Origin of the sequence: Pseudoalteromonas sp. BSi20480, from assembly GCF_000241365.1 — a bacterium.
Classification (GTDB): domain Bacteria; phylum Pseudomonadota; class Gammaproteobacteria; order Enterobacterales; family Alteromonadaceae; genus Pseudoalteromonas; species Pseudoalteromonas marina.
This window is the reverse complement of record NZ_BADX01000064.1, coordinates 17,126-40,764: the sequence shown is the minus strand read 5'-3', so window position 1 is coordinate 40,764 and position 23,639 is coordinate 17,126. Positions and strand designations below refer to the sequence as shown.

General features: G+C 41.1%; 23 protein-coding genes. 11 read left to right on the top strand and 12 right to left on the bottom strand.

Annotated elements, in window-relative coordinates:
- Positions 1-103 precede the first annotated feature (103 nt).
- The 3 genes from P20480_RS11860 to P20480_RS11870 all read right to left on the bottom strand — a co-directional run bounded on the left by P20480_RS11860 (position 104) and on the right by P20480_RS11870 (position 1,981).
- Positions 104-484 carry a SpoIIAA family protein gene (locus tag P20480_RS11860; protein WP_008128571.1) on the bottom strand — a complete coding sequence of 127 codons (381 nt, stop codon included), beginning with the start codon at positions 482-484 and terminating at the stop codon, positions 104-106.
- Positions 485-587: 103 nt separating this feature from the next.
- Positions 588-1,280, bottom strand: coding sequence for a cupin domain-containing protein (locus P20480_RS11865; protein WP_008128569.1), 693 nt, complete (start codon positions 1,278-1,280; stop codon positions 588-590).
- A 77-nt stretch (positions 1,281-1,357) separates the two neighbouring features.
- Positions 1,358-1,981 carry a glutathione S-transferase family protein gene (locus P20480_RS11870; RefSeq protein ID WP_008128566.1) on the bottom strand — a complete coding sequence of 208 codons (624 nt, stop codon included), beginning with the start codon at positions 1,979-1,981 and terminating at the stop codon, positions 1,358-1,360.
- 204 nt (positions 1,982-2,185) lie between these two features.
- Here P20480_RS11870 and P20480_RS11875 point away from each other — a divergent pair, with 204 nt between their 5' ends.
- A complete protein-coding gene (locus tag P20480_RS11875; RefSeq protein WP_008128564.1) occupies positions 2,186-2,713 on the top strand; it encodes a TetR/AcrR family transcriptional regulator in 528 nt (175 codons plus the stop codon).
- Between the two features lie 67 nt (positions 2,714-2,780).
- On the opposite strand, the gene P20480_RS11880 is transcribed toward P20480_RS11875, so the two are convergent.
- The 5 genes from P20480_RS11880 to P20480_RS11900 all read right to left on the bottom strand — a co-directional run bounded on the left by P20480_RS11880 (position 2,781) and on the right by P20480_RS11900 (position 9,554).
- The gene (locus P20480_RS11880; RefSeq protein WP_006792628.1) at positions 2,781-4,247 is read right to left on the bottom strand and encodes a carbon starvation CstA family protein; all 1,467 of its coding nucleotides are present in this window, start codon (positions 4,245-4,247) and stop codon (positions 2,781-2,783) included.
- A 301-nt stretch (positions 4,248-4,548) separates the two neighbouring features.
- On the bottom strand, positions 4,549-5,466 hold the full coding sequence (locus P20480_RS11885; protein ID WP_008128560.1) for a carbohydrate kinase family protein: 918 nt from the start codon (positions 5,464-5,466) through the stop codon (positions 4,549-4,551).
- A 2-nt stretch (positions 5,467-5,468) separates the two neighbouring features.
- On the bottom strand, positions 5,469-6,989 hold the full coding sequence (locus tag P20480_RS11890; RefSeq protein ID WP_008128559.1) for a mannitol dehydrogenase family protein: 1,521 nt from the start codon (positions 6,987-6,989) through the stop codon (positions 5,469-5,471).
- Positions 6,990-7,029: 40 nt separating this feature from the next.
- Positions 7,030-8,751, bottom strand: a complete 1,722-nt coding sequence (locus tag P20480_RS11895) for a purine-cytosine permease family protein (protein WP_008128557.1) — start codon at positions 8,749-8,751, stop codon at positions 7,030-7,032.
- Between the two features lie 134 nt (positions 8,752-8,885).
- Positions 8,886-9,554 (bottom strand): HAD family hydrolase, encoded by a 669-nt coding sequence (locus P20480_RS11900; protein ID WP_008128555.1) that lies wholly within the window; start codon positions 9,552-9,554, stop codon positions 8,886-8,888.
- A gap of 363 nt (positions 9,555-9,917) precedes the next feature.
- On the opposite strand from P20480_RS11900, the gene P20480_RS11905 reads away from it, so the two are divergent.
- From P20480_RS11905 to P20480_RS11950, 10 genes are all read left to right on the top strand, one after another.
- On the top strand, positions 9,918-11,450 hold the full coding sequence (locus P20480_RS11905; protein WP_008128553.1) for a catalase: 1,533 nt from the start codon (positions 9,918-9,920) through the stop codon (positions 11,448-11,450).
- A 96-nt stretch (positions 11,451-11,546) separates the two neighbouring features.
- Positions 11,547-12,008, top strand: a complete 462-nt coding sequence (locus P20480_RS11910; RefSeq protein ID WP_370587916.1) for an ankyrin repeat domain-containing protein — start codon at positions 11,547-11,549, stop codon at positions 12,006-12,008.
- Positions 12,009-12,128: 120 nt separating this feature from the next.
- Positions 12,129-12,998, top strand: coding sequence for an alpha/beta hydrolase family protein (locus P20480_RS11915; protein ID WP_008128547.1), 870 nt, complete (start codon positions 12,129-12,131; stop codon positions 12,996-12,998).
- 171 nt (positions 12,999-13,169) lie between these two features.
- On the top strand, positions 13,170-13,823 hold the full coding sequence (locus tag P20480_RS11920; RefSeq protein WP_006792620.1) for a TetR/AcrR family transcriptional regulator: 654 nt from the start codon (positions 13,170-13,172) through the stop codon (positions 13,821-13,823).
- A 3-nt stretch (positions 13,824-13,826) separates the two neighbouring features.
- Positions 13,827-14,309 carry a putative 4-hydroxy-4-methyl-2-oxoglutarate aldolase gene (locus P20480_RS11925; protein WP_008128543.1) on the top strand — a complete coding sequence of 161 codons (483 nt, stop codon included), beginning with the start codon at positions 13,827-13,829 and terminating at the stop codon, positions 14,307-14,309.
- Between the two features lie 340 nt (positions 14,310-14,649).
- The gene (locus tag P20480_RS11930; protein WP_008128541.1) at positions 14,650-15,858 is read left to right on the top strand and encodes an amidase family protein; all 1,209 of its coding nucleotides are present in this window, start codon (positions 14,650-14,652) and stop codon (positions 15,856-15,858) included.
- Entirely contained in the window at positions 15,855-17,420 is a 1,566-nt protein-coding gene (locus P20480_RS11935; RefSeq protein WP_008128539.1) for a gamma-glutamyltransferase family protein, read from the top strand. Before P20480_RS11930 ends, P20480_RS11935 begins: the two co-directional genes overlap by 4 nt.
- 11 nt (positions 17,421-17,431) lie before the next feature.
- Positions 17,432-18,256 (top strand): sulfite exporter TauE/SafE family protein, encoded by an 825-nt coding sequence (locus P20480_RS11940; RefSeq protein ID WP_008128536.1) that lies wholly within the window; start codon positions 17,432-17,434, stop codon positions 18,254-18,256.
- 3 nt (positions 18,257-18,259) lie between these two features.
- Positions 18,260-19,489, top strand: a complete 1,230-nt coding sequence (locus tag P20480_RS11945; protein ID WP_008128534.1) for a pyridoxal-phosphate-dependent aminotransferase family protein — start codon at positions 18,260-18,262, stop codon at positions 19,487-19,489.
- A gap of 15 nt (positions 19,490-19,504) precedes the next feature.
- Positions 19,505-20,791, top strand: coding sequence for an allantoate amidohydrolase (locus tag P20480_RS11950; RefSeq protein ID WP_008128532.1), 1,287 nt, complete (start codon positions 19,505-19,507; stop codon positions 20,789-20,791).
- A 207-nt stretch (positions 20,792-20,998) separates the two neighbouring features.
- On the opposite strand, the gene P20480_RS11955 is transcribed toward P20480_RS11950, so the two are convergent.
- The 4 genes from P20480_RS11955 to P20480_RS11965 form a co-directional block, all read right to left on the bottom strand.
- On the bottom strand, positions 20,999-21,445 hold the full coding sequence (locus P20480_RS11955) for a hypothetical protein (protein WP_008128531.1): 447 nt from the start codon (positions 21,443-21,445) through the stop codon (positions 20,999-21,001).
- 132 nt (positions 21,446-21,577) lie between these two features.
- Complete coding sequence (locus P20480_RS17885) at positions 21,578-21,964, bottom strand: hypothetical protein (RefSeq protein WP_138739542.1); 387 nt, start codon at positions 21,962-21,964, stop codon at positions 21,578-21,580.
- Positions 21,965-22,283: 319 nt separating this feature from the next.
- Positions 22,284-22,535, bottom strand: a complete 252-nt coding sequence (locus P20480_RS11960) for a Rho-binding antiterminator (RefSeq protein ID WP_033025257.1) — start codon at positions 22,533-22,535, stop codon at positions 22,284-22,286.
- 15 nt (positions 22,536-22,550) lie between these two features.
- Complete coding sequence (locus P20480_RS11965) at positions 22,551-23,390, bottom strand: DUF417 family protein (protein WP_008128526.1); 840 nt, start codon at positions 23,388-23,390, stop codon at positions 22,551-22,553.
- Positions 23,391-23,639: the final 249 nt, after the last annotated feature.

Genomic DNA, 23,639 nt, shown 5'->3' with positions numbered 1-23,639 from the left:
AAACCGACAAACGATAAAAAAAACTAATAAGTGAAGAAATCTAACCTATAGACTTTAGTCTAATAACACTAGCCTAAACCCAAAATAATAGGCCCATTTAAAACTAGTGTTCAAGCCAATCAATTGCCGCAGTGGCATTTTCAAAGTAAGCCATTTCACCACAAATAATACGATTCCCAATGTTTGCAGCGGTTGCTTGCCATGTTTTATTACCGTAAATAGCTACTTTACTTAGCGCTTTATTATGCTTTATCCCTAAATTCAAATCGTCAAATATCGATTTAAAACCCACGCCCTTTAACTCAATGCCATCTATAAATAAATTAATAATCGGGTTGTTTACCTTTAAAAGCGCGGCTTCAATTTTAGGGGTGATTGCATTGTAATCAGCGTGCTTTAAATTACCCACGGCTTTTAACGTTATAAAAATTTCGCGTCCAGCGCCTTCTATATCAAGTGTTAAACTAGGAGTTAAATTTACCATTACATTTGCTCATTCTTATAGTAAGTTTTGAGCATAAAGCACTTTATATTAATCAATGATGAAGCAAATCAGCAAAACCGTATTTAAGCTGAGCTTAAGTTAGTTAAGCTTGCTGCACTCGTGCAATTTGGTTATCTACATCGTTTAAATGCCCTTCTTTAACCCATAACTTCGCACCCAGCTTGCCTGCTTTTGCTAAAACATTAGAATTTACAGGCGTACGCAACCAGCTACTTTTTTCAAGCAAATCTTGCCCTTCTGTTACGGCGCCTTCAATTACTAACAACTCAGCTCCGCACTCAGCATCTAAAACAAACTGCGCATTAGGCGCTAAATGAATTAAGCTAACTTCCTCAAACTCATCTTTGTATAAAGGTGTTACCGCAACCCCTTGTTGTGTTGAGTGTTCAACGCTTCCCATAAAGTGAGTTTGCAACCGAACGTGTGTTCTATCCTGTGGCTGAAACTGCCAAAGCTTAACAAAAATAATACATCCCTCTTTTGAACCCGGCTTATGTTGTGATTGCGGCGGGTTTCTAATGTACGAGCCAGCAGGAAAATCGCCATGTTCATCCTGAAAAACACCTTCTAACACAACAAACTCTTCCCCGCCGGTATGAACATGTGGCGAAAACTCACTACCTGGTGCATAACGAACAATACTCGTTGCACGCGCAACCTCATCGCCTATGCGATCAAGAGGTCGCCTATCAACGCCTGCCATAGGCGATTTTACCCACGGTAATGTATTACTGTTCACCACTATACGCTGACTAAAATCGGCTGCTATTTTCATGCTTGCCCCTTAAATTTTTGTTTTGCCAATGAAACTCAATATACCGAGTTTAATTGGCCTATTGAACCCACTTTTACTTATAAGCCCGCTACGCTTGGTCGAGCTGCAACTGCTTTTTGCCACGCTAGCAAATGAGTTAAATGACTCGGTAGCGCAATGTTGGCAAACCCAGCAAACACTAATCCAGCATAAAGAGTTATATCGGCAATGCTAAAATTATCGCCCGCAACAAACCTTGATTTAGCAAGTATATCGTTAAAATAATTTAAGTTAGTACGCGCCTTTTCACCTTGCTTTTCGCCCCATGCAATATTTTGATATGTTTCAAGCTCTGGGCCTAATCCATCAGTAGCATGATGAAAATACGTTGCAACAGCATCAAGTACCATAGACTCAGCACGTTTTTGCATCATATTTATTACTGCGCGCTCTTTTGCCGAAATGCCCATCAATGATGGTCCTGTAAAAGCAGCATCAATATATTCAGTAATTGCTGTGCATTCTGATATAAATGTTCCGTCATCAAGCTCTAATACTGGCACACCAGCTAATGGGTTTTTAGCTATAAAAGCCTCTGTCCGGTGTTCACCATTAAGCAAGTCAACCGCAATAAATTCAACTTCAGTTGTCGCATTTTTTTCTGCTAGCGCAATACGAATGCGAAGCGGGTTTGGAAAGTTTTCTACATCATAAATTTTCATTGAGTGTGACCTTTTTTAATTTAACTACCTACTGATAGGTATTTATATTCTTTATACCAAACTAAGTCAAACTTTAAAATAACTACATAAGCAGAGTAGTTGCTAACCGCATGAAACTTAATATTTTATTTATAAAAATAATAAGGCTTGAAAATAACTACCTACTGGTCGATAATTTTATGGTCAACAATAGGATGAAGATGTATGAGCAAAAAAGAGGCCCTACTCAAAGCGGCAGAGAATAAAGTACGCCTAGGCGGATACAGCAATTTTAGCTTTAGAGAACTTGCTAACGAAGTAGGTATAAAAAGCGCCAGTGTACATTATCACTTCCCAACTAAAGCCGACTTAGGCGCAGAGCTTGCACATCAATATACTGATGCGTTTTTGCTTTCATTAGGGGAACCCGCTGAGTTAAAAGCGCAAGGAAAAAATCCTATCGACTTTTATACGTCGCTATTTAGGGGCGCATTGGTGACCGATAAAAAAATGTGCTTATGCGGTTTACTTGGCGCCGAGAGTGACAGCTTACCTGAAAAAGTACGTGAAGAAGTAAAGCGCTTTTTCACTCAAAATTTAACCTGGCTAAGCGCAGCGCATTCGGTCAACGGTGAAATAAACCCACAAAAAGCAGCTATTCAAACGGTAAGTATGCTTGAGGGTGCGATGATGATCAGTAAAACACTCGACGATCACAGCTACTTTGATTTAGCAACGCGAGACAGTATTTAACCAGACGATTTGACGAATAAAAAAGCGAGCTTAATTAGCTCGCTTTTTAGTTTTACACGGAAATAATTTAAACTGCTGGGCTCGCTTTATGCTTAGCATGCACGATGGCAAGTATGATCAGGCCAACCACCGCGACCCCTGCACCTATGGGTTTACCTAAATCGCTCGATAAGTTAAAGCCAATTGCAGCTGTTGTGATATACGACAAGGTCACAGCCGTTGCAATAACCGCAGGTATACTTGCAATCCAATGAAAGGTGCCACGGTCAAACAAATACTTAGTAGCAAGCCATAGTACACTGGTAGAAAGCAACATATTTGAAAACGCAAAGTAACGCCAAATTAATGAAAAATCCAACTTGGTCATAAAGTAAGCAATAGTTAGAATAGGTAAAGCCAACAACAGGCGATTACGTATACTTTGCGGAATATTAAAGGCATCAACTACCGTTAAGCGCAGTGAACGAAATGCGGTGTCGCCTGAGGTAATAGGGAAAACAGCAACCGCAATAATTGCCATAATACCGCCAAATACACCTAAGTAACTATTTGCAATATGGTTTACAACTAAGCCTGGACCACCTTGATCAAGCATTGCTTTTAAACCAGCATAACCTTCAGGGAAAGCCGCAATACCAGCCAATGCCCAAACACAACCAACAATGCCTTCACACATCATGGCACCGTAGTACACCGGGCGTACATATTTTTCGTTTGTTAAGCAACGAGCAATAATAGGTGCTTGCGTTGAATGAAAACCACTAATAGCACCACAGGTAATGGTTATGAATAATAGGGGCCAAGTTGGTAACCCGTCGGGGTTTGGTGCTAAAAAGTCATGCGCGTGATCGGCTTCAAAATACGCCAAAAAGTCGCCAGCAACCGGTAAATGTGGCGCGTTAATAAGTAACGACACGGCAACAGCGACTGTCATAACAATCATTAACAAACCAAAAATAGGGTAAAAACGTGTAATGATCTTATCAATTGGTAGCAGCGTCGCTAAAAAGTAATAAGCCAAAATAGCCAATACCCAAAAAGTATTATTGGCTAAAAATGTACCTTCAAATAAATTTAAGTTACTAAGTAAACCCGCTGGGCTCATTATGAATACTACACCAACAAAAAATAACAGCATTGCGGTGAAAATAAGCATAAAGCCTTTAAATACAACATTGTAATAGTGACCAGCTATTTCAGGTAAGCTTTTACCGTCTTCTTTTATACTCATTACACCTGAGAAAAAGTCGTGAACAGCGCCACCTAATACATTTCCTAACACAATCCATACGAGCGCAACCGGACCATATAAAGCGCCCAGTATAGGGCCAAAAATTGGACCCACACCCGCAATATTTAAAAATTGAATTAAAAAAGCACGAACAGGGTGAATAGCCACGTAATCAACACCTTCACTAAAGCGTTTTTGTGGTGTATCAACCGTTGAATCCATGCCTGCTTGTTTTTCTACAAATGGGCTATAAAACTTATATCCCAGAATTAATATGGTGAGGCAAATAAAAAAGATAATCATAAAGCACGTTTCTCTTTTGTATGGGTATTTAGAAGCGCAGTGTGTATCGCTTCGCATAAATGTGACTTAATAACTTTGGAACAATATCAAAGCTATTTATTACAAACAATTAGACGTTTAGCTAATACCTTAGTCGCAATCGTTCATGATTTGTTCACTTTATGAAGTAATTTGATAACTCGTTTAGAAACCTGACGAATACCGCTGTCTAAACGTTCAAAATGTATGTTTACCACACTATTTTTAGGCAAAAAAAAGCGGCTAAGCATATTGCTTAAGCCGCTTTCAACACACAATTTTTTTAAAGAGGACGCATAAATTCGTTAATTTTTTCATGAGTCAATGTAGGTGTAGCACCTGCACTTTCTGCAACCATAGCCCCTATCGCACAGGCAAAATCAACCGCATACTGAGCACAATCGCTGCTACATAACTGATATATCAATGAACCTAAGAATGAATCCCCAGCGCCCACTGTGTCTACAACACTAATTAAATAGCCTGAATTATAATAATTTTGGCCCTTAACAGTTAACAGTGCGCCGTGACTGCCTTTGGTTACACATAAATATTCAGTGTTAGTTTGCTCTGCAATAAATGCTAGGTTTTGCTCAAGCGAATGGAACTTACACCCCATTGCTTTGGCAATTTCGTAAAGCTCTTCATCGTTTAACTTGATAAAATCTGCTTTATTCATTAAATCTACTAGCGTGTCTAATGTGTAATGCGGGGCGCGTAAATTTACGTCAAACACTTTAAAGTTAGCTACATCAACTAGCTGGTTTAGCGTAGCAAGTGAAGCTTCACTGCGGCCAATTAGGCTGCCAAATACAAATACATCACTGGCTTTTACTTTTTCAATAAGTGAATCAGTAAGAGTAATGTTGTCCCATGCCGTATCAGCGACTATTTCGTAGCTGGCTGAACCACTTTTGTCTAAAGTAACTTGTACGGTGCTGGTCTTTTTGTCGTTATTAACGGCAATATAATCGCAACTAACGCCTTTTGCTTTAATTTCGCCAAGAAGCTCAGTACCTAATTCATCGTTACCTACTGCGCTTATCATGTCGGCTTTAATACCTAATGAGTTAATGCGCACACACATGTTTAATGGTGCACCACCTAAGCGTTTACCTGTTGCAAAACAATCCCATAGCACTTCGCCAAAACAACTTACGCTTACGTCTTTACCTTGTTTAGAATCAATTAAAATGCTCATTATTAGTTACCTTTAGGCTCAAGCACGTTTTTCATAATTGCTTTTATTTTGCTTGCTGGTGCGTATAACGCGTCTACATTGTTTTTGTAGTGAGACGTAAAGGCGCTTTGCGTGTTTAAATCGCCAAATAAGCTTGTTAGCGATAAAAATGCAAGGTTATCAGTCGTCGTTTTAGCAGCAGCTTCATGAAGCTCGCTTTGCATTGCATCAATGACTTCAAGCGTATTGCCTTGCTCATCTTCCCCTTTGTCGCTATAAAAACACCATGCAGCAATAACGAGTGTAGCTAGTGATACATCTCGCCCTTGCGCTAGGTTTTCGTTAATAGTGGCAATTAAAAACTTAGGTAGTTTAGCTGCACTCTCCGAACAAATACGCGATAAGCTGTCTTTAATATTAGGGTTTGCAAAACGCTCAATAAGTGTGTCTTTGTAGATTTCAAGATCAATGCCTTCTAATTGCTCTAGGTTAGGCGTTACTTCTTTATCCATAAACGCACGTAAGTACTTTGCAAATAAGGGATCTGATACTGTTTCGTCAATTGTGCCATAGCCATGTACAGACCCCAGTAAACCCAGTACTGAGTGGCCTGCATTTAATAAGCGAATTTTCATGGTTTCAAAAGGGGTTACATCTTTTACAAATTGAGCACCAGCGTTATCCCAATTTGGCCGCCCGTCACAAAATGAATCTTCAATTACCCATTGTGTAAACGATTCACACGTTATTGGCCATTCATCGCTAACACCGTAAGCATCAACAACGTAGTCAATATCACTTTGTTTAGATACTGGCGTAATTCGGTCTACCATAGCATTGGGAAACATTACATTAGCAGCAATCCATTCACTTAATGCTGCATCTTGCTCTGCGGCAAAAGCGAGTAACATTTTGCGCGTTACATTGCCATTATGTTGAATGTTATCGCACGACTGTACTGTAAACGCATTAAGGCCTTGTTCTTTACGTAGCTTCAACGCAGCTGCTATATATCCAAATGCAGTAATAGGATCGTTTGGATTATTAATGTCGTTAATTATGTCTGGGTTTGCATAATCAAACTCACCCGTTACTGGGTTAAAGTTGTATCCGCCTTCAGTAATAGTTAAAGACACAATTTTAGTATCAGGGTGTGCGAGCTTATTAATAACAGCTTGTTTGTTCTCAGGCGCAAACAAAAAATCAATCATAGAACCTATAACGGTATTGTCTATTGTCCCATTTGGGTGTCTTACCGTTAATGTGTAAAGGTAGTCTTGCTGCTTTAATACATCGCGAAGTCCACGATTTGCTTCAAGCAAGCCTACACCACAAATACCCCATTGCTCAGAACCTGGCGTTTTTAATAACTCATTAATATACATGGCTTGGTGAGCACGGTGAAAACCGCCAACGCCAATGTGAACTATACCTGCTTTTACTTTACTGCGGTCGTAGCTAGGGGTGTCTACATGGCTTGGCATATATGCCAAGCTTTGTTGGTTTAGCCCTTTAACAAGGGCATTAGTGTGATGTTGTGTCATGGTGCGGCCTTACTAAAACAAAAATTAAAAAACGTGTAAATTACAATGCAGCATTGAGCGCTTTATGGCGTTTTAAGGACCAATAAGCGGTAACAAAATAGATAACCGTACAGATGAAACACGCTATCTCAAACTGCAATTTGTTTGCGCTATATATGCTCATTGTGTCGCTAAAAAACATGACTTGGCCTGCAAATATACAGATAATGACAAGTGAAATAGTCGAAACCGCATTAAGCACTTTAGTAAACATAGAACCATCAACTACAGGTTTTGGAATGTCTTTCGCCTGCGCTGCTTGATACGCTTTAATATCACGTTGCTCTTGTTCCTCGGCAGCTATATGTTGTTTGTAGTCTTCACCAGCGCCATACTTTTTCGCTAACAGCGTGTAAACAACAATGGTAAAAAACCAGGTAGGTATAAATAAGTAATAAAACGACATAACATCTAGCGCATTTAAACCAAAGCCAAACACTAACGCTAACGCCCAAGACGCAATGGCCGGCACACTTCGAGTTCTGTTTTTGTATTTAGCCCAGTAGCGCGTTAAGCCAATTTTAGGAAATAATACATGCTCGGCAAATACAATCGCCCCAACAGGCACAACCAATAAGCCAGCATAAGTAAGTAAAGGTAGCATTTGAGAAAATACGAACGGGAAACATGCAATAACTACGGTCACAATCCCTACAATAGCGGTTGTGCGCTCACGAGAGTGGTTTACAAAAATAGATTGCGCCGCAAGCCCCGCACGATAAAGGTTTGCGTTAGCAGTAGTCCAACCGGCAATAATTACAATAACAAACCCAGTCCAACCTAATGCGTGGTAAGCCACATCGCCCGGATCGAGTGATGAAATAGTTGTTTTAAGTAATACCGCAACACCTGCACCCATAATACCGGCAGAGATCCACGCTAAGTAATGACCAAAAAACATGCCTACGCCCGAGAACAAACCATAGCTTTTGCGCTTGGCGAATCTAAAAATCGCCATATCAATTAAACCAAAGTGAGTAATAGAGTTAGCAGCCCACGCAAAACCAATTACCTCTAGTAGGCCAATTCCCTGCTCCCCTTCTGCATTCGTACCTGTCCATATGGATGAGTCGCCAATGGTCATAAAGTCACTAAAGCTGGTTAAAGTGGTTGACCCAATTACATGATTTGAAAGTTCAGGGAAAAGTGCAAACGAGCCCGCTATAAAAATAACAAATAGCCAAGGTGCACAAATTTTAGAAAAGTCAGCTACAGTAGAAAAACCATACATAGCCACAAATACAACAATAGAGCCAACGGCTAAAACAATACCCACAAACGCTAAACTATTTGGGTACCAATCTAACTGTGCGGGAATATCAAATAAAAATCGAACCGCAGTGGACGATACCGTAATCATCGCCGCCGATATAACACTAAAAATAATGACGTTAGCCCAGTTATAGAGCTTAGTCATTGAGTTACCAGCAATTTTGTTCAAATAATTATATAAACTTAAACGCGTCTCTACTGCAATTGGCGCTGTAATTAGCCACCAAGAACACATTGCTAATAAATTACCAATTAATAGACCTAGTAAAATGTCGATGGTTGATGCACCCAGTGCAACAAATGTTGCACCAATAACAAACTCAGTGGCTGCAACATGCTCACCCGCGTATAATCCGGCAAAATGCTTCCAACCATGAAGCTTATTATTAGCAACGGGAAGTTGCTCTTCGTTTACATCTTTAAATGTGTGTGTGTGTGGACTCGTTGCCATGGTACTTCCTATTGTTTTAACACGATAATAATCACAAAAACGTGCATTTAGTTGTGTGTGCGGCTAAGCACACAACCTCGAAAATTCTTAAACAACGTCATTCATGTCAGTGTGGGACTAAATCAACGCTGTTTTTATATTTTTAGGGTTGGATACATTTCATAAAACGCTTTCCAAGCTGTTAAATGAGCAACCTCGGGGTATGCCTTGTGAACAAAATTAACAGCTCCTTGCATATGCCCTCCACCGCTGTAATGAAGTACTTGCATGTTTGCGGCAAGCGCCGCACTCACGCCCGCTATAGAGTCTTCTATTACCAAGCAATGGGCTGGGTTAACCCCCATTTTTTTAGCGGCGTGTAAAAATAAATCCGGCGCAGGTTTGCCATTTTTTACTTCACTTGAAGTAAACACCTCATCAAAATAATGACTCAATTTAACGACGCTTAATGCCTTTTCTGTTCGTGCAGGGCTACTACTAGTTGCTATACAGCTAGGTGTAGCTAAATTAGCCAATACCTCTTTAATGCCATTTGTGGGCATTAGGGCTGTTTCAAACTCATGTAAAAGTGCATTTCTATAATCAGCTTCAAATCGCTCTGGCAATTCAACATTAAAAGCATCAGCTATCTTTTGAGTAACCGCTTTAAAATTGCACCCTAAAAAATGTTCTTGTACATAAGCACGGTCAATAAACACCGCTTTATCAACAAGCATATCGATGAGCACTTGCGCACTTAAAACTTCGCTGTCAATTACAACGCCATCACAGTCAAAAATAACCAATTCAATTTTAGGGTTCATTTTTTATCTTATTGCATTTAGTTTTATGCAAACACAACTTTGAGCATAAGCCCATAGAGTGAGCATATTCTCTTTATTATTATGATATGTCAACACGGTGTGAACTTAAAAACTCGCTACATAGTTCAAATAATCAACACCTCAATACAAAAGCTGTTGATTTTCATTAGTTTTGATTTTAGCTGTCACGACTAAAATCGCATGCCGTATTCACAGCAAGTGTATTTACTGCAGATTCCAATCTACTTTTGTGATTATTACAATCTAAACAATCAATTTTACCGAAATAAATTTAACCCATACACTCGCTAACAGTTAAACAGCCAGCAACACTGCCGGCACTTTTAAATAATGAGGTCGACAATGAAAACTCAAATAAACACAACAAAAACTAAATTAACTTTAAGCGCATTAGCCCTTGCAGTGGCATTACCTGCAAGTGCGGTTACCACTCTTACAAAGGACAACGGCGCAGCTGTTGGCGATAATCAAAACTCAATGACCGCCGGTGAGCGCGGCAGTGTATTGCTTGAAGACGTACACCTAATTCAAAAGCTGCAACGTTTTGCACGCGAGCGTATCCCTGAACGTGTAGTGCATGCGCGAGGAACTGGCGCACACGGCGTGTTTGTAGCCTCAAAAGAACTAGACGATTTAACAATTGCGGCGCCATTTGCAGAAGCAGGTAAAGAAACAGACGTATTTGTTCGTTTTTCATCAGTAATTCACTCAAAAGGTAGCCCTGAAACGCTGCGTGATCCTCGTGGTTTTGCTACAAAATTTTACACAGACCAAGGTAATTGGGATTTAGTAGGTAACAACTTACCTGTGTTCTTTATCCGTGACGCGATTAAATTCCCAGATATGGTTCACTCGTTAAAGCCATCTCCGGTAGATAACATTCAAGATCCTAACCGCTTATTTGAGTTTTTCTCGTACGAGCCGGGCTCTACTCACATGTTAACGTGGGTATACAGCGACTACGGTACACCAGCAAGCTTACGTAAAATGGATGGTTGGGGAGTACATGCATATAAAATGATTAATAAATCAGGCGATGTTAAATACGTTAAGTTTCATTGGGTAAGCCAACAAGGTATCGACAACCTAGATTCAAAAGAAGTAGCCGAAGTACAAGGAAAAGATTTTCAACACTTAACACGCGACCTGTACACCGAAATTGGTAAAGGCAACTTCCCTAAGTGGGACCTATACATTAAAACACTTGACCCATCGCAGTTAGACGACTTTGATTACAACCCATTAGATGCAACAAAAATGTGGTTAGACGTTAAAGAAACAAAAGTGGGTACAATGACCTTAAACCGTATGCCAACTAACTTCTTTCAATCTACAGAACAAGTTGCAATGGCACCGGCAAATGTAATCCCGGGTATTGAGCCATCTGAAGACAGACTATTACAAGGGCGTGTGTTTTCATACTCAGATACACAAATGTACCGCTTAGGTGCTAACCACCAACAATTGCCAATTAACCGCGCAAAAGTTGATGTGGTTAACTACAACCAAGACGGCGCAATGAACTACGGTAATACAACAAGTAATGTGAACTACCAACCAAGTCACGAAAACGTTGCAGAAAACCCAATTGCACGCAGAAGTAACACTGAACTTAAAGGTTTTGTACAACAAGCCGCGATTAAAAAGCAGCAAAACTTCGCACAAGCTGGCGTACTTTACCGTGGCTTTAGTAAGCAAGAGCGCACTAACTTAGTTGACAACTTAGCTGGCGATTTAGGCAAAGTGAAAGACAGCAAAGTAAAGCACAAAATGCTCAGCTACTTCTACAAAGCCGACAGCGAGTACGGTACACGTTTAACTAAAGCCGTAAATGGCGATATTAAAATGGTTAAACAATTAGCCGCTAAACTTTAATAATTTTACCCAACCAAGAGGAAGGATCGACTCTCCTTCCTCTTTTTTTAAAAGGTAAACCGTATGCGTAAATTCCTTATTATATTTACTTTAGTAATGAGCTTTTCAAGCCTTGGTAATGAACAACAAAATACTGTGAATGAGCCAACAACCGCACAAGCACAATACGACAGCTTACTTGCATATTACTTTGCTGCCGCACGTACTGACGACACCGCCGTAATAACGCAGTTTGTTGATGCTGGCATTCCTATTAATAGTTACAACAACAAAGGTTACACCGCGCTAATGATTGCCACTTATCACGGTAATAAAAGCACGGTTAACACGCTTTTACAGTTAGGCGCTAATGCCTGCCTTGAAGATAAGCATGGCAATACGGCCCTAATGGCCGCTATATTTAGAGGCGAATTTAGCATTGCTAAAGCACTTGTCAGCCTTGATTGCGATAACGCCCATCAAAACAAAGCCGGCCAAACAGCAGAGCAATTTGCACAAACTTTTGGTCAACAAAAAGTACTCGACTTACTAGCGCAGGTGAATAGTGACGCAAAATAGCTTGTTTTTGTATTTTTTGCCATTAGGACATGAACACGGGAAAAATAGTATTATTGCCTCTACTGGTCTAACCAGCTATTCTTTTCACCTGTGTACTTTATATGGAAAATAATAACTCTAATGGCCACACCACACTTTGATCACATCACTATTACCTGCAATAACAGGCAAACATTAAGCGCGCATGTATTTAAACCAGAAGGCACCATAAAAGGCGCAGTAATGATTGCACCTGCAACGGGGATTAAGCAGCAGTTTTATGCAAACTTTGCTACTTACTTGCAGCAAAATGGATTTGCCGTTATTACGTTTGACAACAGCGGGATAGGCCAATCACTTAAAGGCAGCATTAAAAATAGTAAAGCGAATTTGCAATCGTGGGGCGAGCAGGATATGCCCGCAGTGCTAGAACAACTTCAGAAAACATTTCCGAATACCCACTACCATTTGATAGGTCACAGTGCCGGCGGGCAGCTAGTAGGTTTAATGCACAATGCCACTCAACTCAGCTCACTGTTTAACTTTGCGTGTTCGTCGGGCAAGTTAACCAATATGCGCTTGGCGTATCAGGTTAAAGCACACTTTTTTATGAATGGGGTTATTCCGGTGAGTAATGCACTATTTGGCCATACTAAATCACAATGGTTTGGTATGGGCGAGCCTTTACCTATAGGCGTAGCTCAACAGTGGCAAAAATGGTGTAACGCACAAGGGTATGTTAAATCAGCATTTGGCAATACAGTATTTCAACATTTTTATAATGAACTAGTCATGCCTTCGCTTTGGATTAATGCCAGCGATGATGATATAGCAAATAACGATAATGTTGCTGATATGCTTTCTGTTTTTCCAAAACTTAACGCACAAACGCTACATTTAACGCCCAGTGAATATAACCTGAAAGATATTGGCCATATGAAGTTTTTTAGTAAAAGGTCTGCCGCTTTATGGCCTTTAGCACTAGACTGGCTAAATAAACATAGTATTTAACACCATGGTGTGTTTAGCTCCCTACACGCTAAACACACACCTGCTAACTCCATCTAACCTCTGCATACCTAAGCATATTTACGTGCTGTTAAATTTAAAGCCACTTTAGTAATTGACCTTTCGGTCAGTAAAGCTACAATCAATCAACACGTTAAACACGCACAATCAATAATGACCACACAAATAAAACCAAATAAAAAAGAAGTCACTCGGGAAAAAAACCAACTGCTTATATTAAATGCCGCCGAGCAATTATTTTCTCTTAATGGGTATGACGGCGCAAGCATGAGCATGGTTGCAAAAGAGGCTAACGTTCCAAAAGCTAACATACTGTATTACTTTAAAAGCAAAGATGGCCTTTACGAAGCGGTAATAGACAGAATAATAGCAAATTGGAACTTAGGCCTTGATAACGTCACCGCTGAAGACGACCCCGCAGCAGTGCTTTATAACTACATAAAAAGTAAAGTAATACTTGCCGTAAACCAACCTCTTCAGTCTCGTTTATTTGCCAATGAAATTTTGCGTGGCGCCCCCTATTTACAAAACTACTTTAGAACAAATACACGGCCTTGGGTTAAACAAAAAATTGATGTGTTTCAATCCTGGATGGACGCAAAAAAAATAGACCAAGTTGATCCCCATCACCTTTTATTTACTATTTGGTCAACAACACAATACTACGCAGACTTTCAAGCAGAAGTACTGCTAGTTATGAATAAATTAGAATATGACGAAACCGACGTGGCACAAATAACACAATCAATTGCCCACATAATTTTAAAAGGTATTGGCTTAAAAATACCCGCCCCAAACGAGGCCTAACACATGGAAAACTTTACAACCCCTGACCTATTCGACGATCACCGCAACTCGGTTCAAGTAGCAGATAGTGGCTTGCGCCACTTTGGTAAAAAAACCACCTTTAGTGGCCAAGCAGTAACGGTAACCTGCCCAGAAGACAACTCGCTTGCCGCCGATGTTCTCCATCAAGATGGTAAAGGGAAAGTGTTAGTAATTGATGGGTTTGCTAGCAAACGTTTTGCTTTTATTGGCGACATTATGGCCGAACGCGCGCTACAAAATGGCTGGGAAGGTGTTGTAATAAATGGTTGTTGCCGCGATATAGAAATACTTGCCACTATGAATTTACCTGTAATGGCAATTGGTTCAACCCCTCGTAGCACACTTAAGCGCGGTTTTGGCGATCAAGACCAAGTTATTAATATGCTGGGTACCGCAATAGCACCAAACGATTGGCTGTATGGCGACGTTAATGGCCTAATAATTAGTAAAGCCCCCCTTATTTAATAAATTCGTGTAAATAATAACAACCAGTTTGGTGCAGCAATGCACCAAGTTGGTTTGTTTTGCGGTTAAAAACACCCACTTTAAAACTTCAAAATTATAAATCCCCCTCTGCAACCCCCAAAAACCTGACCAATCGGACAGGAATTTACTTTTGGCATTTCTTTTGCTTGTATTAAGTTCGCTAAAACCACAACCACCGATGCAAAGTACAATTAGTGCTCAGTTAATAAAAATAAGATATTACGTAGAGAGCTGAAAAAAATAACAACACTATTCTCTTTTACTCAATTTAAAATTAGTAAATAACCATTTGGTCAGTTTTATGTAGATGGGTTACAAAATGAACACGCAATTAAAAAATAAAAACACAGGTATATTTTGTGACCATGGACCCAGTAATTGGCAATCAAGTCAAACGGGCATACTAAGCACTAAGCGCCTAGCCGTAAAAGATGTATTTGCCGTTAAAAAGCAAAAAAACAGTGCAGGTAATCCCTGCTGGTTTAAAACACATCCACTAGCCCAGCGAACAGCAAGTAGTGTTAACAAATTAATGGATGCAGGCTGTATTTTTAAAGGTTTTACCCATACCGACGAGCTTGCCTATAGCTTAGAAGGTAATAATACTCACTATGGCGCAGCACAAAACCCCAAAATAAAAGGGCATGCATGCGGTGGTTCTAGTATGGGATCAGCCGCCGCAGTAGCCGGCAATTTAGCTGACATCGGGTTGGGCACCGATACCGGAGGCTCTATTAGAATACCCGCAAGTTATTGCGGTTTATTTGGTATTAGGCCAAGCCATAACTTAATTGAAAAAGACGGCCTAATCCCGCTAGCACCGCCTTTTGATACCATTGGTTGGCTTACCCAAAGCGCAGAACTATTAGAAAAAGTAGGCAATGTACTGTTATCAAACCGAGCTATTAATAGTGTAAATACCTTGGTTATTTGTGAGCCCTTATTTGAGCTAGTCAGCCCAGCTTTACAAGCACCACTTAAACAACTGCTTAAAAAAACCAAACCTTTTTTTAAACACCACAAAAATTTTGAACTACCTAACATCAGCTTATTAAGCGAACTCGCTGATAGTTTTAGAATATTGCAAGGACGTGCTATTGCTAAAGTGCACAAAGATTGGCTTCAGTTGCCGGAGCACCCTCCCCAGTTTGCTCCGGCAATTGCGGCCCGTTTTAAAATGGCATTGGCACTAACCGCCCAAGAAGAAAAAGAAGCACTTAACGTTCAAACCCAATGGCAAACATTAATTGCTAAAAACCTAAATTCAACTAGCTGCTTATTTTTGCCAACAACCCCAACAACCGCACCTAAATTGGGCGCCGACACAAGCGCCTTACGCATGCAAATAATTACGCTATCGGCTATTGCGGGCTTGAGCCGCTCGGCGCAAGTTCACTTACCATTGGCTAATCTAGCAAATGGCCATCCATATGGGTTTTCACTCATGATGAGCCACAATAACGATAAAAGCTTACTTGCCTGCGCAACACAACTAGCTGCATATTTTAAACAGGAAACTCTCACATGAACGCACACAACATTGCCTTTACGGCCCCGCACTTCTCAGCGACCGAGGCAGGCACCTCAATACTAAAACAAGGCGGCACAGCCACCGAGGCTATGGTTGCAGCAGCCGCTGCTATTAGCGTGGTTTACCCACATATGAACTCAATTGGTGGCGACAGTTTTTGGCTTATTGACAACCCAAACCAAAGCACACCCACCGCAATTGATGCATGCGGACGTGCACCAAACGACATCAGCGCCTACAGCAATGAGCAACAAATACCAGATCGTGGCGGTTTAAGCGCATTGACTCAAGCGGCTACACTTCGTGGCTGGCAAAAAGCCCTTGAATTAGATGAGCACGCAGCCCTTTCGCTAAGTACTATTTTAGCCCCAGCTATCAAACTTGCCCGCGAAGGGTTTACTGTTACCAAAAGTTTGCAAGCAGGCTGTGAAAAACTCGCGACGGTTACCAATACAAATGATGCATTTAAAGCACTATACATCCCAAATGGCAAACCGTTAAAAGCAGGCCAACATTTTAAAAACCCAAAACTTGCCGATACCTTTGAGCATTTAGCTAAACATGGCTTAAATGCATTTTATGAAGGCGAACTTGCCGAATCGTTTGCAGCCGATTTAGCCAAAGCTGGCAGCATTATTACCCCAAATGATATTGCCAACACGCAAGCCGATGTAGTAAGCCCGCTAAATGCTAATTTGTCGGGTATTAATTGTTATAACTTACCTGCACCTACTCAAGGCGTACATTCGCTACAAATAATTGGTACCGTTAATAAGCTAAAACACAAAGCTAACACCGAGGCCGATTGGACCCACTTAATTGTAGAAGCCACCAAGCAAAGCTTTACGCACCGCCCAACGCTTTGGGCCGACCTTAAAGCGCTTGGCGATGATTATAAAAACGCATTAACTGATGAGCGATTAAGCGATCTTGCCAACAATATTGATATGAATACCGCTAAAAAATGGCCGTTTGATGCCCAGCCCGGCGATACCGTTTGGATGGCAGCACGCGATAAAAACGGCCAACTAGTGAGCTTTATTCAAAGTATTTACTGGGAATTTGGTAGCGGCATACTCATGAGCGAAGGCGGGTTTGTATGGAATAACCGCGGGCTAAGCTTTAGCTTAAACACTAAAGATACCAATGCACTAGCGCCAAATAAACGCCCAGCACATACCCTTAACCCGGCTATGGCTAAGTTTGACGATGGCAGACGCCTTGCCTACGGCACTATGGGTGGTGAAGGCCAACCACAAACTCAAGCCGCTGTATTTGCCGGATACGCGTGGCGAAATAAGTCAATTAACCAAGCGGTAAGCGATCCGCGCTGGTTACTGGGCCGCACATGGGGCGACACCAGCACAAATTTAAAAATAGAACACAGCCTCGCTGCCCAAATAGACAATGAATTAAATAAACGTGGCCACGACTGGGTAAGTGTCGAAGACAACAACGAAATGATGGGTCACGCGGGTGCTATTTTAGATACACCTACAACCCTTGAAGCTGCAACGGATCCTCGCTCTGATGGCCGTGCAACTGTTTCATCAACGTAGTAGGAACACACATGACAGAAATAATGAATCAATGGCCAATTATTGTGGCCTTAATAGCAACCGGTATTTTTGCCGGAATTTTAGCAGGACTTTTTGGTGTAGGCGGCGGTATTGTTATCGTACCTGTGCTGTATTTTTTACTGCAAGGGTTTGGCGTAAGCCCTGAGACGGCCATGATGATAGCCACCGCGACATCGCTTGCCACCATAGTGCCTACGTCTATTTCGTCTATTCGCTCGCACCATGCAAAGGGCAACATTGATCTTGCTTTAATTAAATACTGGGCGCCGTTTATTTTAGTAATGGCCGTTGTAGGCAGCTACTTAGCGCACTCAATACGCGGTAATGCACTGGTACTTATGTTTGCGTGTATTGCTATTTTAGTCAGCCTTAACATGTTATTTAGAGCCGGCGCCCCTGCCCTTGTAAGTAAATTACCGGGTAAATTTGGCCAAGGCATAATGGCAAGTATTGTCGGTGGCTTATCGGTAATGATAGGCATTGGCGGCGGCACAATTGGCGTGCCCATGCTTAACGCATTTAACGTACGTGCCCATGTTGCAGTAGGCACTGCAGCTGTATTTGGCTTATTGATTGCCCTACCGGGCGTAGTTACCTTATTAAGTATTGGCACCACGCCAACCGATGCTCCCCTAGGTACGTGGGGGTTAGTTAACCTCCCTGCCTTTTTACTTATTATTCCACTTACTATTTTGTTTGCGCCTATTGGCGTAAAAATTGGTAGCAAGCTGGACCAAAAACAATTAAAACGCGCCTTTGCCGTTGTATTAATGATAACGGGCATTCGCATGCTTATTCAGACAATCGGAGCCTAAAACATGTTTAGCAACACGCAAATTCAAACTTTAAACCCGCCGCAGCGTTTACTCATGGGGCCTGGGCCAATTAATGCAGATCCACGCGTCCTGCGTGCTATGTCGGCGCAGCTAATTGGTCAATACGACCCAGTAATGACCGGTTTTATGAACGAAACCATGGCCCGCTATCGCGAAATATTTAAAACCAAAAACGAATGGACCATGTTAGTTGATGGCACATCGCGCGCAGGAATAGAAGCCGTTTTATGCTCTATTTTACGCCCGGGCGATAAAGTGCTGGTGCCAATTATGGGGCGCTTTGGCCACTTGCTTGCTGAAATAGCCGAGCGCGTAGGCGCAAAGGTACACACCATAGACGTACCCTGGGGCGAAGTATTTACCCCCGAACAAATAGAAAAAGCCATTGTTGATGTAAAACCCCATGTACTTGCCATGGTGCAAGGCGATACCTCTACAACCATGAACCAGCCGCTTGAACACATTGGTGATATTTGCCAAAAGCACGATGTATTATTTTACTGCGATGCCACCGCCTCAATTGTGGGTAACGATTTACCCGCCGATGAGTGGAAACTCGACGCGCTGTCGGTTGGTTTGCAAAAATGTTTAGGTGGCCCGTCTGGCTCTGCGCCATTAACACTAAGCGATAAATGCGCTAATTGGATCCAAAAGCGTAAAAAAGTAGAAGCGGGGATTCGCACCGCGGAGCATACCGACGGCACCGAGCCATTTGTACGCTCTAACTACTTTGATTTAGGCATGATCATGAATTACTGGGGGGAGGAGCGCCTTAACCACCACACCGAAGCCACCAGCATGCTGTATTGCGCATCAGAATGTGCTCGCATTGTTATTGAAGAAGGCGTAGATAACTGCGTTGCCCGCCACAAGTTACACGGCGATGCCATGCTAACGGGTATTCAAGCGCTGGGGTTAAACGTATTTGGCGACTTAAACCATAAAATGAACAACGTAGTGGGTGTTTATATACCCGAGGGCATTAATGCTGACCACGTACGCGCTCAAATGCTAACCGACTTTGGTATTGAAATTGGCACCTCGTTTGGCCCGCTGCATGGCAAAATTTGGCGTATTGGCACCATGGGTTACAACGCCCGTAAAGATGCCGTATTACAAACATTGGCAAGCCTAGATGCCTGCCTGCATGCCAACGGTTACAAAGGCCCTAAAGGCGAAGCCGCTATTGCCGCCCTTTCCCATTACAAATAATAAAAAGGATTTAGCATGACGATTGCAAGCCCACTCCATGAGCCATTATTAAACAGAGAGCTGGCTAATAAATTTGCTGCACGCGCCTTAGCGCGTTGTAAAACACTTAGCAGCCTATCGCAAATGCAAGGTGGCATTCACCGTGTGTATTTATCTAAAGAGCACAAAGAGTGTAATAGCGTTACTGCCACTTGGATGGCTGAGGCGGGCATGCAATCGTGGCAAGACGAAGTAGGCAACTTATGGGGGCGCTTAACATCATCCAACCCACACGCTAAACGCTTAATTATAGGGTCGCACCTTGACACTGTACCAAACGCCGGTGCATTTGATGGTATTTTAGGGGTGTTACTTGGTATTGAAATAGCCGCCCTTGCACACACGCTTAAGCTTGATTTACCCTTTCATTTAGATGTTGTGGGTTTTTGTGATGAAGAAGGCACCCGCTTTGCCACCACTTTAATTGGCTCAAAAGCACTGGCAAACGAGTTTGACCCGCAGTGGTTAAATATAGAAGATACAAACGGCATTACTATGCGCCAAGCCATGCTGGATTTTGGTTTAAACCCAGATGATTACGCTAAAGCCGCGCTCAACAAAAACGAGTTACTCGGTTACTGGGAAACCCACATAGAGCAAGGCCCTGTGCTTGAGTCGGTAAATCAGGCATTAGGCATTGTCACAGCCATTGCAGGGGCCAAGCGCGCTATGATCACTTTAACAGGTCAAAGCGGCCACGCGGGTACTACACCAATGAATTTACGCCAGGATTCGTTAGCAGGCTGCGCCAAACTGATTCTTGCCATAGAGCAACTAGCAAAAAACGCGAGTAATGGTGAGGTAGCCACCGTAGGTCAAATTCATGCTCGTCCAGCCGCTACAAATGTTATTGCTGGTAAAACCACCATTAGCCTAGATGCACGTGCACAGAGCGACACCGATCTCGCTAACTTACTAAGGGCCATACAAAGTAGCGCTCAATCTATAGCAAACAAACGCAATTTAACGCTTGATTGGCAGTGGACTCATGCCGCCGAAGCCGTAGCGTGCGACACTCAAATTCAGCATTTATTTACTAGCGCATGCAAACTTAACAACCAAGCATCGCCTTCACTTGCCTCTGGCGCTGGGCACGATGCAATGGCCATAGCCCCTATTTGCCCCGTTGGCATGTTATTTATACGCAGCCCTGGCGGCATAAGCCATCACCCCGCAGAAGCTGTTATCGACAGCGATGTAACAAAAGCACTCAGCATAATGTACAGCGCGCTTGTACTGTATACACAAACGTTAAAAGAATAGTGAAGCTAATAAGTAATCCAGAGGTTAAAATGTAAGTATTGCTCTATTTAACGATTAACTTTGCGAGGTTTTATTCGCATATCACCAAGATGAGTTACAGCTACAGCAGTAATAGTAAATACCTGCTTTTTATATTCAATTGTAATATTACTGATGTTTAAACGGCGTATTTACGTCAATTATTTAATAATGTAACTAGGTGGTAGGTTAGCAATCAGATTGCGGCTGTGTTTCCATGTATTCTTCCACAATTTCTAGCTGCCCCTTCTCCGTTCTTTTTAGAAGCATATAATAGCCTTTATCGGTATAACATTTCTTTTCAGAATATCGGTGTGCCTTGATCTTGTAGCCATTTCCTTCAGGCTTTATTGCTATGTTTTTGAATGTGCTTTTGTCATTTTTCATTTTTGCCAATGGCATTACACGTTGGACAAGCACCTTCCACTGTTCACCCGTAATTTCCATTTGACGCTCCTTACCATGCGGGTAAACGCGATAGGAATGAATTTTGGCATCGTTTGCATATAAAGAAGCAACTTTCACGTCAAAATTACTACCTAACTTCGTATATTCATCAAAAAAACTTTTCGCATTTTCCGATGCATGTGAAATGCTCGACATTAAAACTGCAACAGCGAGTATAACTTTTTTCAAATGTTGGCTCCTTACTAAGATTGATGATTGCTAACGCTGCATATAATGCGGGGAATGCTTGGCTATAATTAGCAGAGAATGAGTCTCAAAAGAGCATTTAACGCCATTTTTAATGCGCTTGATATATGCTGACTATGCCTGCTGCGGTAATTTTAATTGCTTATAAACTTTCTTACACTTACCACAGGTGATATCTAATTCGAACTTATAGTTAACGCACTGAAAAAAGAAGCCATACACTTTACTTCCAATTTTTATAAACGTCAGAACAAACGCTGTTGCCACCATAAAACTAAATTCATAAGCGCCATTTTCGTAGAGTGCTGAATCTATACACAACTCAACAAATAAAAGTGCCACAACCTTATAGTGCTTGCCAATTACCGCAATAACAAATGTAAAAAAAGCTATAAAATAAGCAAAACCTTGTGACTCTTCAGCTAAAAAAGCCAAGAAACCTATTGGAATAGATAAACAAAGGCTAAGAAAAAGAAATCCCACCATATCGATTTTTGACATCCAAAAATCAGTTTTAAAACTATTTTTTGTTTTGCACTTACTACACTTTAACAACAACTACTCCAAATAAAGGATATGACGCTTGCCGTAAACGGCACACATAATATAGCTTAATAATCCCACCTAATAACTACAATATAAACAGGCAATTAGGGGTTATAAAAGTGACTTTTCATAAGGTACAAAAGCCGTATTGATAAGGTTATTGGGTTGGGTTGCGAATTAGAGTAAAAGTTGCGGATTATATACATTGTTTGTTTTTAATAGGGCTTTACAGCGCTGCCTTTGCAGCATTATTAATAAAGCTATAGTGGAGTATTTAATTAACCTCAAAGTTTATATTATCAAAATACGGGTTGTGAGTGAGCGCTTTAATTACACTAATGCCGGTAAGTTCTATGAGCTTTAGCTCGCCACTTGCATTTATGGCAATGCACTCTTGTTTGAGTGCATTGCGTTTTATATCAGCTGCTACACCACATACACTATCACCATTTTTTAATACAAGCTCAATATTCAGCCTGTGCATACAAGCAATTTCGATGTAATCGTAATGGTTGCAACTGATCATAAGGTTCTCTTTACATTATTTAGCTGGTTTAAATAGTATTAAAGTGGCAATAACAATTAAGTTGCCTACATACCATAAATCTTTAATTACAAATTGGCCTAATCGATCTAATAACGCGCCTGAACTTAATGCGCCGGTGGCGGTAATTAAAAATGTTTGGGTCATTAAAAAAACACTTAAACATGCTAAACCACTCACTATAATGAGCTTTTTATTGTTAATTAAAATGCCCGCACCGAGTAACACTGCAAATAATACATCAAACCCGCCAATTACGTTTGATGCGCCTTGTACGCTAAATACCGTGTATAACCACGACATAAACGGTGAGGTTTCTACTAACCCCACAATGGCTTTAGCTTCAAACTCATAAAATTTCATGCCGCCAATCCACAGTAAAACCATCGCAACCGGTATAAAGTTTAAAAAAACATGTTGTTTGTCGGTGAGCTTATTTTTATAAAACAAAAATAAATACAAAGGAATAACAGCAAAGTATTTAATAATGCCTTGCCCACTGCCAATAATTGGAAAGCCTCCTAACTGCGCCATCCAACGGTTACTGGCCAATAAAGTAAGTAAAGGCACAATGCAAACAATTAACGCTAAAACAGCTACTGGCATAGGCTTTAGTAATTTTAAATGTGCGGCTAGAGTGGCGAGAGCTAATGCAATCATAGCGGTGCCTGTGAGCAAACCTAACGTATTTACACTGAGTAAGATATCAAGTTCATAAAAGCTAAAGGTCGCTGTAAGTGTGTTTGGGTTTGCACCTAAAGCAAGCGATACACCAAGTAATGCAAAGCTGAGTGTAAGTATGAAGGTGAGTGCGTTATTTGTGTGTGTTAGGTTCATTGTGTGCTCATTAAATTTGTCATGCCTAATAAAGACCTTGTTATTTATAAAAAGCATTCAACCTAGCCAATTAAATATTCACACATCTGTAACTTAAAAAGTTATGTAAACGCACTTTTCAAAAGCAAAAAGCTCACAAAAATAAACATATCCTTTTGGTCAGGTTTATACATAAAAGCTATTTAAATTTCACCTAAAAGCTAACAAAAAAATTTAATCACCTCATATAAAAAAGAATAAAAACAAAAT

Excerpts from the sequence above, each read along its gene's own strand:
- P20480_RS11860 (WP_008128571.1), bottom strand. The coding sequence starts at position 484 with ATGGTAAATTTAACTCCTAGTTTAACACTTGATATAGAAGGCGCTGGA.
- P20480_RS11865 (WP_008128569.1), bottom strand. The coding sequence starts at position 1,280 with ATGAAAATAGCAGCCGATTTTAGTCAGCGTATAGTGGTGAACAGTAAT.
- P20480_RS11870 (WP_008128566.1), bottom strand. The coding sequence starts at position 1,981 with ATGAAAATTTATGATGTAGAAAACTTTCCAAACCCGCTTCGCATTCGT.
- P20480_RS11875 (WP_008128564.1), top strand. The coding sequence starts at position 2,186 with ATGAGCAAAAAAGAGGCCCTACTCAAAGCGGCAGAGAATAAAGTACGC.
- P20480_RS11880 (WP_006792628.1), bottom strand. The coding sequence starts at position 4,247 with ATGATTATCTTTTTTATTTGCCTCACCATATTAATTCTGGGATATAAG.
- P20480_RS11885 (WP_008128560.1), bottom strand. The coding sequence starts at position 5,466 with ATGAGCATTTTAATTGATTCTAAACAAGGTAAAGACGTAAGCGTAAGT.
- P20480_RS11890 (WP_008128559.1), bottom strand. The coding sequence starts at position 6,989 with ATGACACAACATCACACTAATGCCCTTGTTAAAGGGCTAAACCAACAA.
- P20480_RS11895 (WP_008128557.1), bottom strand. The coding sequence starts at position 8,751 with ATGGCAACGAGTCCACACACACACACATTTAAAGATGTAAACGAAGAG.
- P20480_RS11900 (WP_008128555.1), bottom strand. The coding sequence starts at position 9,554 with ATGAACCCTAAAATTGAATTGGTTATTTTTGACTGTGATGGCGTTGTA.
- P20480_RS11905 (WP_008128553.1), top strand. The coding sequence starts at position 9,918 with ATGAAAACTCAAATAAACACAACAAAAACTAAATTAACTTTAAGCGCA.
- P20480_RS11910 (WP_370587916.1), top strand. The coding sequence starts at position 11,547 with ATGAGCTTTTCAAGCCTTGGTAATGAACAACAAAATACTGTGAATGAG.
- P20480_RS11915 (WP_008128547.1), top strand. The coding sequence starts at position 12,129 with ATGGCCACACCACACTTTGATCACATCACTATTACCTGCAATAACAGG.
- P20480_RS11920 (WP_006792620.1), top strand. The coding sequence starts at position 13,170 with ATGACCACACAAATAAAACCAAATAAAAAAGAAGTCACTCGGGAAAAA.
- P20480_RS11925 (WP_008128543.1), top strand. The coding sequence starts at position 13,827 with ATGGAAAACTTTACAACCCCTGACCTATTCGACGATCACCGCAACTCG.
- P20480_RS11930 (WP_008128541.1), top strand. The coding sequence starts at position 14,650 with ATGAACACGCAATTAAAAAATAAAAACACAGGTATATTTTGTGACCAT.
- P20480_RS11935 (WP_008128539.1), top strand. The coding sequence starts at position 15,855 with ATGAACGCACACAACATTGCCTTTACGGCCCCGCACTTCTCAGCGACC.
- P20480_RS11940 (WP_008128536.1), top strand. The coding sequence starts at position 17,432 with ATGACAGAAATAATGAATCAATGGCCAATTATTGTGGCCTTAATAGCA.
- P20480_RS11945 (WP_008128534.1), top strand. The coding sequence starts at position 18,260 with ATGTTTAGCAACACGCAAATTCAAACTTTAAACCCGCCGCAGCGTTTA.
- P20480_RS11950 (WP_008128532.1), top strand. The coding sequence starts at position 19,505 with ATGACGATTGCAAGCCCACTCCATGAGCCATTATTAAACAGAGAGCTG.
- P20480_RS17885 (WP_138739542.1), bottom strand. The coding sequence starts at position 21,964 with ATGTCAAAAATCGATATGGTGGGATTTCTTTTTCTTAGCCTTTGTTTA.
- P20480_RS11960 (WP_033025257.1), bottom strand. The coding sequence starts at position 22,535 with ATGATCAGTTGCAACCATTACGATTACATCGAAATTGCTTGTATGCAC.
- P20480_RS11965 (WP_008128526.1), bottom strand. The coding sequence starts at position 23,390 with ATGAACCTAACACACACAAATAACGCACTCACCTTCATACTTACACTC.